This window comes from Streptomyces sp. NRRL B-24572, assembly GCF_002156145.1.
In the GTDB taxonomy this organism is placed as follows: domain Bacteria; phylum Actinomycetota; class Actinomycetes; order Streptomycetales; family Streptomycetaceae; genus Streptomyces; species Streptomyces vietnamensis.
Window position 1 is genome coordinate 1 of record NZ_MWIG01000969.1, and the last position, 6914, is coordinate 6914.

A 6914-nucleotide genomic window follows, 5' to 3' on the forward strand; every position below is an offset into this window, starting at 1 on the left:
CGGCCTGGCCCGGGGTGGGCGGGGCGTTACACGTGGCTCGGTGCGGACGTCACCACTTCCGCAGGAGCCGGTCGAGGGCCTCGGCCGTCGCCTCGATGTCGGCGGTGGTGTGCGCCGTGCTGAGGAAGACCTTGCCGGACGGCATGAACAGGAAGCCCTGCCGCAGCATCCCTTCGAGGATCTCGGTCCAGATCCCGCCCGTTCCGTGGAGCCCGGTGGCCCCGCCGGCGGGAACGTACTGGAGGAGCGAGCCGACCCGGTTGAAGCGGCCGAAGTCAGGGGACGAGCCGAGCACGCCACCGACGAGGGCCTCGAACTCGGACGAGGTCCGTTCGAGCAGTTCGTAGACCGCGGGATCGGCCAGGACGCGCATCGTCGCCTCGACGGCCGCCAGTGCGATCGGGTTGGCGTTGAAGGTTCCGGCATGAACGACGCCGGCCGTCACCTGATCGACCAGCTCCGCTCGGCCGACGACGGCGCTCTGGGTGAAACCGCCGGCCATCGCCTTCCCGAAGACGGACAGATCGGGGAGCACGCCGTACTTCTCGGCCGCCCCGCCCCGTGCGACCCGGAACCCGGCGATCACCTCGTCGAAGACGAGGACGACGCCGTGTCGGTCGCAGAGGGTCCGCAGCGTGGACAGGAACTCCGGTGTGGGTGCTTCGACGCCGGCGTTGCTCATCACCGGGTCGACGAGCACGGCCGCGATGTCGCGCTCGACGGACTCGCTCAGCAGGCGCTCGGCCAGCTGGACGTCGTTGAAGCGCGCCACGACCAGGTCGTCAAGGACGCTGGTCGACTGCCCCGCTCCGCCGGGAGCCGCGGGGCGATCGCAGTCGTCCTCGGACATCCCGGCGTACACGGTGTCGTGCCAGCCGTGGTAGCTCTTGGCGAACTTGAGGACGCGGCGCCGCCCGGTGGCGGCTCGCGCGAGGCGCAGCGCGACCTGCACCGCTTCGGTCCCCGTGTTGCTCCACAGCAGTCGCTCGCCGTGCGGCACGGCCTCGAGGACCGCTTCCGCCGCGAGATATTCGAGTCGGTGGCCGGTGCCGACGACCTGCATCTTCTTCGCGACCTCGGACACCGCGGAAACCACCCGCGGGTCACCGTGGCCGAGGACGAGCGGGCCCCAGGCCATCACGTAGTCGATGTACCGGTCGCCGTCCAGGTCCCAGACGTGCGCGCCCCGTGCCTCTTGCACGAAGAGCGGATGGGGAGGCATCGCGGCGCGCAGGCCCGACCCCACACCCCCGCCGACGCTGCGGCGGGCTCGCTCGAAGGCCGAGCGTGATGATTCCAGGGCCATGAGGTTGCCCCCTGCCTTTCAGTACGTGATCACCGAGCGGATGCCGATGCCGCGCTTCATCTGGTCGAACGCCTCGTTGACGTCCTTCAGATCGATCACGCGCGTCACGAGGGAGTCGAGATCGATGCGGTGGTTCATGTAGTGGTCGATCAGCATGGGGAAGTCGGAATCCGGCTTGCTGGAGCCGTAGTTCGAGCCGATCAGCGAAAGCTCCTGATCGGACATGACGAAGGGATCGATGGAGATCCTCACGCCGTCCGCCACCTGCCCGGCGACCACCGCCGTGCCGCCCCGGGCCAGGACCTCGTAGGCCGATTCGATGGTGCGCGGCAGCCCGATGGCCTCGATGGCGATCTCCACACCGCGTCCGTCGGTGAGCCGGCGCACCCTGTCGGCGAAGTCCTCGCGGGCGTTGTTGATCAGGTCGGTCGCACCGAAGACGCGTGCCTGCTCGAGCTTCTCGTCGGAGATGTCCGCGGCGATGATCTTCCGCGCGCCGGCGAGCCGGGCGCCCTGGATCGCGTTCAGGCCGACGCCGCCGCAACCGAGGACCAGCACGGTGTCGCTCGGACGCACCTTGGCGGTGTTGACGGCCGCGCCGACGCCGGTCGTGACGGCGCATCCGACGAGAGCCGACTGCGGGAACGGGGCGTCGTCCCGGATGACGATCGCGGCCGATTCGGGCACGAGGGTGTACTGGCCGAACGTTCCGAGGCCCGCGAAGCTGTATACGTCGCCCTGCTCCGCGGACGTGACCCGGGTCCGGCCGTCGAACGACAGGTGGTTCGCCGAGTGCCGGCTGACCATGTCACACAGGACCGGCCGGCCGCTGATGCAGTACTGGCAGCGGCGACATGAGGGCGTCCAGGACAGCACGACGTGATCGCCCTTCTTCAGCGTCGTGACACCTTCGCCGACGCTCTCGACGATCCCGGACCCTTCATGGCCGAGGATCATCGGCGCAGGAACTTCCCATTCGCCCGCGAGCACGTGAAGGTCGCTGTGGCACACCCCGCTCGCTTTGAGCTGCACGAGCACCTCGCCGGGCGGAGGCGTCGAGGGGAGAGTCACTTTTTCAATGGTCAACGGTTCGTTCGGCGTCCTGAAGACAGCGGCGTCGAATTCGATGGTCATGGCAGGTTTCCTTCTGTGTGGTGCGGCGATCAGGTCCGGGCGGTGCGGATGAGCTTCTTGTTGGCGAACTCGTCGATGCCCGCCCGTCCCAGCTCACGGCCGAAACCGGACAACTTGACGCCACCGAAGGGCAGTTCCGCGCCATCGAGGCCGACGCCGTTGACGAAGACCATGCCGGCCTCGATCCTGTCGGCGACACGCAGCGCCTGCTCGGCATCCGTCGTGAACACGTAGGAGCCCAGCCCGTACGGGGTGTCGTTCGCCAGCTCGACGGCCTCGTCCTCGGAACCGACCCGGTATACGGTCGCGACGGGACCGAAGAGCTCCTCGGCGGCCGAAGGCGATGCCGGGGAGAGGCCCGTCAGCACGCCGGGCGGGAAGTACGCCCCCTCGCGCTGCCGTGCGGAGACGAAGGTCGCCCCCTCGTCGACGGCTCGCCCGACCTGCTCCTCGACGTACTCGGCGGCGGCGACCGAGGAGAGCGGAGCCAGTCCGTCGGTCAGCGCGAGCACCTTCTCGGTGAACTTGTCGAGGAAGGCGTCGTAGACGTCCTCGGCGACGATGAAGCGCTTCCCGGCGTTGCACGCCTGACCGGCGTTCTCGAACCGAGCCTCGACCGCCGCCTGGACCGTGGCGTCGAGGTCGTCGGTGGACAGCACGATGAAGGGGTCCGAACCGCCCAGTTCGAGCACCACCTTCTTGAGGCTGCGCCCGGCCTTCTCGGCGACCTCCGCGCCGGCCCGCTCCGAACCGGTGAAGGAGACGCCCTGCACGCGGGGGTCCGCGATGGCGCGACCGATCTGCTCGCCGGTGGCGTGGACGTTGACGTAACAGCCCTCGGGGAGGCCCGCGTCCGTGAACAGCTGCTGGAGAGCGGCGGACGACTCCGGACACTGCGACGCGTGCTTGAGCACGATGGTGTTGCCCAGCGCGAGGTTGGGCGCGGCGAACCGGGCCACCTGGTAGTACGGGTAGTTCCAGGGCATGATCCCCAGCAGCACGCCGACCGGCTGGCGACGGACGAAGGCGGTGCCCTCTCCCTCCAGGAGCTCGATCGGTTCGTCGGTGAGGAACTTCTCCGCGTTCTCGGCGTAGTACCGGTAGATCGAGGCGCTGAACTCGACCTCCCCGACGGCCTCGTCCACCGGCTTGCCCATCTCCCGGTGGATGATCTCGGCGAGCTGCGCGCTGCGCTCGTCGTGGAGGGCGGCGGCGGCGTTCAGCAGCTGGGCGCGCTGTTCCACGGAGGTCTGCCTCGACCACTGCGCGTAGGCCTTCGCCGCCGCGTCGACCGCCCCCTCGACGGCCTCGTCCGTCGCGGTGGGGTACTCCTTGACCAGCTTGCCGCCGGCGGGGTCCACCACCGCGTACACGTGCCTCTTCGCCATGCTGACTCCTTGTTCGTTTTCGGGGTTCATGCGAGGGTTTCGGTCGCGCGGGCCGGGTTCGCGTCCAAGGCCGCGTTGCGCTCGTGCAGCGCGCGGTAGGCGTGGAAGTAGACGAATCCCTGGGTGCCCCACGTCGCGAGCGCGGCGGTGTAGAAGATCGTGCGGTTCGCGTCGTCGAACGGCAGGGGGAAGAAGTCGTAGGTGATCGCGATGGTGGTCCCGGCGGCCGTGACCAGCCCCGTCCAGATCGCCTGCCACCTTGCGCCCGCGTCCCAGAGCCGCTTGACGAAGTACCCGAGGAAGACCGCCGTGAGGAGATTGACGACGACGTAGAACACGGCGACCCAGTACGCGATGCCGCCGTGGTGGAGATCCGCGCCGTGGAACTGCCGGAGGAACAGCCCGGCCACGATCGCGACTCCGAACACTCCCACGTCGACGCCGACGCTCGGCTTGTAGCGATGGGTGACCTTCATCAGGCCCATGATCAGGATGAGCGTGATCCCGACCGACCTGGAAAACGCGTCGAAGAAGTACGCCAGGTCGTACAGGACGCTGTCGCTCTTGGCTCCGAGCAGCGACCAGAGCAGGAAGTTGCTGCCCGACGTCGCGACGACCATCCACTCGAGACCGAGGAGGTAGTTGCCGTACCGGCGGATGAACTTCCATCCGTAGAAGTAGCCGGCGAAGATCATCCACAGGTCGGCGAGCAGGAACAGGACTTCCTTCATCGCAGCGCCCCCTCTCGGACGTCGCGGGACAGGAGGGCGACGACGCGCTCGGCGGTGCGCTGGCCCGTCAGGACCGCGCCGTTCATGGTTCCGGCCCATTCGCCGGCGGTTTCGGTGCCGGCCCAGTGGACGCGCCCGTGGGGCTCGGACAGCGCCTTGCCGTAGCTCGTGGTCGCGTAGGGGGCGACGGCGGGGTTGGGGCCGCCCGGGGCGAAGGGCTCCGCTCCCCAGCAGTGGTCCACGTAGTCGATCGGGGTGCGGGCCTGCGGACCGTAGAGGTCGGCGAGCTGTTGGACGACTCGGTCGCGTCGGGTCTCGGGGCTGAAGCCGTCGAAGACGCGCGGATCGCAGAAGGCCATCAGGATGCCCGGTCCGCCGGGGGCGGGGGACACGTCGAAGGTGATGAACACGGTTCCGGTGTCGGTCACCGCCTCACCGGAGAATCCGTCGGCCCGCCAGAACGGCTTCTCATAGGCCACGAAGGCCTTGCTCAGCACGCCCATGCGCCAGGTTCGCGCGAGCCCTTCGGCCTGCTCGGGCAGAGCGGGGTCGAACGCGATGGCGGCGCGGTGCGCCGGCGCGGCCGTGACGATCGCGTACCCGGCACGGATCTCCCCGGAGTCGGTGTGGACGGTGACGCCGTCGTCGTCCTGCGTGACGCGGCGCACCGGCGTCTCCAGGCGCACGCGGTCACCGAGTTTTTCCGCCACCCGTTTGGCGATCTCCTGGGTGGTCTCGACGAGCCGGTCCTGCTGCTGGCCGCCGTCGACGTCCAGCATGTGGTCGAGCCCGCCCGCCGAACGGATGTAGCGCAGTGCGTGCAGCAGGGAGACGTCCCCCGGGGTACAGCCCCACTGCACCTTGCTGATGACGGTCATCAGCGCACGGGTGCTGGGCAGCGCGTTCTTCCGGTCGAGCCACTCGCCGAACGAGACGGCGTCGAGCCGGCCGGCCCCGGGCGTCTCCCACGCGGCGTTCACGTCGATGGTCGCGACCAGCTTGTCCACCGCCGTCTGCATGCGGGCCATGTCCACCAGGGCCGCGGGGGAGACCTTGGGAATGGTGCCGCTGTAGGTACGGCGCCTGCCTGCCATCCACAGCACGTTGCGACCCTGGTCGAACTGGGCGGTCGTCGTACAGCCCATTCGGCTCGCGAGGTCCCGGACGGCGGTGTGGCGTCGTGCCACCCACGTCGCCCCGAGGTCGACCTTCACGCCTGCGACCTCACCGGAGAGCGATCGGCCTCCGACCCGGTCGCGGCCCTCCAGGACCAGGACGGACCGCCCCGTGCTCACCAGTCGCTCGGCGGCGCTCAGGCCGGCGAAGCCGGCACCGACGACCACGACGTCGACCGTGGTGTCCCTGGAGCCGGATTTACGAGATCCGGACATGGTTTCCTCCTTCGCCCACGCGGGCCGCGTGCTGCGCGATGTACTCGGTGACGGGACCGACGAGGGCCTCGGGGATGTGGTGGCCCATGCCGGGAATGACCACGTGCTGGGCCGAGCGGATCGCCCGGACGGTCGCGGCGCCGCCGCTCGGGGCGACCAGCAGGTCCCGGTCGCCGTTGATGACCAGCGTCGGGGCCGTGATCCCGCTCAACTGGGCCGTCCGGTCTCCGGAGCGCTGGATCGCCTGGACCTGACGCGCCACGCCGGCCGCCGGATCACCGGCGCTGCGATCCCACGCGTGGGCTGCCAGGGCCGCCTCGGCCGCGTCGTCGATGGGGTATCCCACTCCGGCGACGTGCCTGGTGAGCCGCAGGTGGGCGCGGACCGCCTCGGTCCTGGTCCTCGCCGGTGGGGAGGCGATGAGCCGGATCGTCGACAGCGCCGGCTGTCCCACCTTCTTCGCCCCAGTGGTCGAATAGATGGACGTGAGCGACAGAACGCGCTCGGGCGCCGTGGCCGCGACCGTCTGCGCGATCATCCCGCCCATCGAACGTCCCACCACGTGCACCCGGGAGATCCCGAGGTGGTCGAGTACGCCGACGGCGTCCTGGGCCATGTCGGCCAGCGCGTACGCGTCGCCGCGCGGGCGCGCCGCGATCTGACGCCAGAGCGCGGGAGGGGGTGTGGCGACGAACGTCGACTGGCCGACGTCACGGTTGTCGATCGCGACGACCCGGAAGCCGCGGGCGACGAGCGAGCCGAAGAACGAGTCGGTCCAGAGGGTGAGGTCCTCGCCCATGCCGGCGACGAGCAGGATGACGGGGTCGGCCTCGTCGCCGTGGTCCCGGAAGCAGATCGTCATTCCGGACGGCAGGGTCGCGTACTGGTCGACGCTCTCGGCGCCGCTCGTCTCAGGCACGGGCCGCTCGCCTCCCGGTCCGCTGCGCGGCCGGCCGGCCGGTGC

At 69.7% G+C, this 6914-nt stretch carries 6 protein-coding genes; all 6 read right to left on the reverse strand.

All coding sequences use genetic code 11. The features are described from left to right. Window positions 1-49: 49 nt before the first annotated feature. Complete coding sequence (locus CCN56_RS38965; protein WP_256962415.1) at window positions 50-1201, reverse strand: aspartate aminotransferase family protein; 1152 nt, start codon at window positions 1199-1201, stop codon at window positions 50-52. Between the two features lie 123 nt (window positions 1202-1324). Continuing rightward, window positions 1325-2440 (reverse strand): Zn-dependent alcohol dehydrogenase, encoded by a 1116-nt coding sequence (locus CCN56_RS38970; protein ID WP_086832347.1) that lies wholly within the window; start codon window positions 2438-2440, stop codon window positions 1325-1327. Window positions 2441-2469: 29 nt separating this feature from the next. Continuing rightward, window positions 2470-3828, reverse strand: coding sequence for an NAD-dependent succinate-semialdehyde dehydrogenase (locus CCN56_RS38975; protein ID WP_086832348.1), 1359 nt, complete (start codon window positions 3826-3828; stop codon window positions 2470-2472). Window positions 3829-3854: 26 nt separating this feature from the next. Continuing rightward, entirely contained in the window at window positions 3855-4559 is a 705-nt protein-coding gene (locus CCN56_RS38980; RefSeq protein ID WP_086832349.1) for a transporter, read from the reverse strand. Beyond that, entirely contained in the window at window positions 4556-5950 is a 1395-nt protein-coding gene (locus CCN56_RS38985) for a flavin monoamine oxidase family protein (RefSeq protein ID WP_086832350.1), read from the reverse strand. Before CCN56_RS38985 ends, CCN56_RS38980 begins: the two co-directional genes overlap by 4 nt. Next, window positions 5934-6914 (reverse strand): alpha/beta fold hydrolase (locus tag CCN56_RS38990; protein ID WP_306300664.1); only part of this gene is annotated, 981 nt, incomplete at its 5' end. The genes CCN56_RS38985 and CCN56_RS38990, both read right to left, overlap by 17 nt.